Raw genomic sequence first — 3,283 nt, 5'->3', positions numbered from 1 at the left:
TCGCAGATCGCAGGCGAGTCAGTCCGGGAGAGTGAAGGCCACCAGTGTGTCGCCCAGCGGCATGCCTCCCCGGCTGTGTCCGCCGGCGGCGATCACGATGTATTGCTTTCCGCCTGGGCGCACCCGGTAGGTCATGGGCGTGGCGATTCCCGCAGCTTCCAGCCGGCCTTTCCACAGCTCTTTACCCGTCGTTATGTCGTAGGCGCGGATGTAGTTGTCCATCGCCGCACCGATGAACACGAGCCCGCTGGCGGTGATCAGCGATCCGCCTAGCGTCGGAGTTCCCACGTTCCAGGGGATTGGCACGGGCAAGATGTCGCGGAGGCTGCCGTGCGGGACCTTCCACAGGATCTCGCCGGTTTCCAGCGACACGGCTACGAGCGTGCCCCACGGTGGCTTCACGCACGGGATTCCCAGTCCCGAAACCAGCTTCTCGCGGTGAAGTCCGTACGGTGTTCCCCGTTGTGGCCGGATCTCGTCGTCCGGCTCCGCCGCGCTGCGGCGCTCGTACTCTTCTGCCGGGAACAGCGTCGCGACAAATGGCATGTGCGTGACGTTGGCGATCAGGATGTTGCGGTCCGGGTCGAAGGCGACCCCTCCCCAGTTGGAGCCTCCGATTGCTCCGGGCACGACCAGAGAACCCCGGAGGGAGGGTGGCGTGAAGATTCCGTCGTTTCGAAGCGCACGGATCCTGGAGCGACAGCGGCCCTTGTCCCAGAAGGTGAGTCCCCACGCATCGTCTTCGGAAACGCTCGAGGGAACCAGGGGGGGTGGTTTCACTGGAAAGGGCTGCGTCGCAGACAACGTCTCGCCTGGAACACCGTCCTGGGGAACCGGGCGCTCCTCGACCGGAAACAGAGGGATGCCCGTCTCGCGATGCAGGATGAAGACATGGCCCATCTTTGTGGCTTGAACGAGCGCGGGAACGACTTCACCATCGCGTCTGAGATCAATGAGCGTCGGTTGAGAGGAGACATCGTAGTCCCAGAGGTCGTGGTGCACCGTCTGGAAGTGCCAGACGACCTCTCCCGTCGATCCCCGAAGCGCCACGACGGAGCTTGCGAAGTGATCGCTTCCCTTGCGCCGACCACCGTAGTAGTCCGGCGACGCGTTACCCGTGGGCGCGAACAGCAGGTCGCGCCTGGCGTCCACCACCATCGGGGCCCAGACGTTGGCGGTTCCAAGCGGATAGTCCGTCCCCGGAGGCAGCGGGGCTCGCAGCCGTTCGTGGTCTGCGGGAAGTGGGTTCCAGGCCCAGACGAGCTCGCCCGTGCGCGCATCGAAGGCTCGCAATACTCCGCTGGGCGCGTCGACGCGTCGGTTGTCCCCGATCGCCGCCCCGACGATGACTCGATCCCCGATAATCGCGGGCGGGGAGGTCACCTGGTACTCACCCGGCGCGGCCTCCCCGACTCCGCGCGTCAGGTCGACTTCACCTCTTTCGCCGAAGTCATCGCAGGGAGCTCCGGTCGCCGCGTCGAGTGCGATCAGGCGCGCGTCGTTGGTGCCGGTGAAGATGCGGCGGCGGCACGGGGCTGTAGCGGAGGCTCGATCGTCGAGCCAGGTCGCCACTCCGCGACACACCGCCTGGTTCAGGTAGGCGACGGTGCGGTCGATCTCTGGATCGTAGACCCAACGCTCTTGCCCGCTCTCCGGATCCACGGCGAACACGCGGTTGAACGGGCTGCAGAAGAAGAGCAGTCCGTCGGCCAGGATCGGCGTCACTTCGTATGCGGTTCTGTCCGGAGTCTCGGGCTTGCCGTCCGCCACGTCGCCGGTGTGATGCACCCAGGCCACCTCGAGCTTGGAGACGTTGTCCGCGCGGACGTCGGACAGCGGCGAGTGATGGATGGCGCCGTTTCCACCGCCGTATGAGGGCCACCCCACAGGCTCGGTCGCCAACGCGGAGCCGCTCACGAACCAGGGGAGGGTCAGAATCAGGATCCGAAGTAGGTTCATGGACGACGTCAGGCAGCAAGATGCATGCCCTGTCGGCGCCAGCAGATCGCGCGCCGCAGCGGCGAGGCTGCAGGGCCCCTACTGCGGATGCAGCAGCGAGCCGGGCTCGAGATCCCGATCGGGAATCTCACTTACAGAGTCATGACTGGCGGCCAGCGGACGCATCGTACCCGCCTTCAAAGGCTTTGCGGTACCACTCGTGCTCTGTCTTCATCTTTCGGTGGGCGGCGCTCGCCTCCAGCACAGAGGGGAGGTCGAAGTCCGTCACCGCGGTCTTGAACGAAGGTCGTGCCTTGAGCCGGTCCCAGTACGCCTGGACGGCGGGGAGGTCGTCCCACAGGAAGTTCCAGTCCGCGCACACCAGGCGGTGCATGATCGTCACCATGCCCACATCGGCCAAGCTGAATGTGGCGCCGCACAGCCAGGGCTCATCGGTACTCCCGCCGATGGTAAGGGCTCGCTCCATCGCAAGAAGGTGCACGCGCATGTGGTCGCGCGACGACTGCACGGCGTCCTTGAGTCCGCTCTTGAAGATCTCGGTACCCGCTTGCTTGAGCGTCATGAAAATTCTCGGCCGTTCGGGTCGCGGGTGCTTGTGAACCCCGTACTCGACCTTCTCAACAGAGATTCCGTGCAGCATATGCACGAAAATCGGCATCGTGAGAAACGGGATGCAATTCCCCATCGTCTTGCTCCCGTCCAGATCATCCAGCAACGCCGACATCTCGGTCCAGTGCTCGTACGCCTCGCTGTCGAGGGAGAGACTTCCTTTCACCCCGAGCACTTTGTCGATGTAGAGGATCTGGTCGTGGCTTTCGTACACGGGATGCCCGTTATGTACGAGGACGGGGACTGTGCCACCGGGGTTCACAGCCAGGAACTCCGGGCTACAGACCTCGTACCACCCGGTCTCAATCAGATGAATGTGAATACCCCTGAACGGGACTCCCTTTTCAGCCAGGCACACACGCACCTTGCCGGAGCACAGGCTCAGCGAGTTGTGGTAGAGCTCAACCTCCGCTTTGTGGGGCAGGGTGATCTCTGGATGTAGGCCGCCAGTCGGGATGACCGGTTTATCGGGCGCCATGAACTGGACCTCTCTCGGATGGAAGTACTTCTTGTAACTGGTTCGAAGAAACCGGGCAGATCAACAGGACTGAACCACGCCGGGAATTCGTCTGATTACCGCAAAGCCGCCAAGGGAAACGGCCAGGAGCACGAACGTTGTCGGCTCAGGGACTACCGCAATTGTGATACGGGTTCCCATGCTAGAGCAAACGCGGTATTCGGTGGGGGAATTCTGTTCTCCTGTCACGCGGCTCCG

Annotated in this window: 3 protein-coding genes; all 3 read right to left on the bottom strand. The window is 63.6% G+C overall.

The genetic code is table 11. The features are described from left to right. Positions 1 to 18: 18 nt before the first annotated feature. A complete protein-coding gene (locus tag GY725_19305) occupies positions 19 to 1,959 on the bottom strand; it encodes a pyrroloquinoline quinone-dependent dehydrogenase (protein ID MCP4006332.1) in 1,941 nt (646 codons plus the stop codon). 139 nt (positions 1,960 to 2,098) lie between these two features. Further along, the gene (locus GY725_19300; protein MCP4006331.1) at positions 2,099 to 3,046 is read right to left on the bottom strand and encodes a glutathione S-transferase family protein; all 948 of its coding nucleotides are present in this window, start codon (positions 3,044 to 3,046) and stop codon (positions 2,099 to 2,101) included. Between the two features lie 60 nt (positions 3,047 to 3,106). After that, the gene (locus GY725_19295) at positions 3,107 to 3,226 is read right to left on the bottom strand and encodes a PEP-CTERM sorting domain-containing protein (protein ID MCP4006330.1); all 120 of its coding nucleotides are present in this window, start codon (positions 3,224 to 3,226) and stop codon (positions 3,107 to 3,109) included. Positions 3,227 to 3,283: the final 57 nt, after the last annotated feature.

The sequence above is a fragment of the bacterium genome (assembly GCA_024226335.1).
Lineage (GTDB): Bacteria > Myxococcota_A > UBA9160 > SZUA-336 > SZUA-336 > JAAELY01.
Note: the sequence above shows the minus strand (reverse complement) of the source record. Positions and strands in the feature narration are given on the sequence as shown.

Excerpts from the sequence above, each read along its gene's own strand:
- GY725_19305 (MCP4006332.1), bottom strand. The coding sequence starts at position 1,959 with ATGAACCTACTTCGGATCCTGATTCTGACCCTCCCCTGGTTCGTGAGC.
- GY725_19300 (MCP4006331.1), bottom strand. The coding sequence starts at position 3,046 with ATGGCGCCCGATAAACCGGTCATCCCGACTGGCGGCCTACATCCAGAG.
- GY725_19295 (MCP4006330.1), bottom strand. The coding sequence starts at position 3,226 with ATGGGAACCCGTATCACAATTGCGGTAGTCCCTGAGCCGACAACGTTC.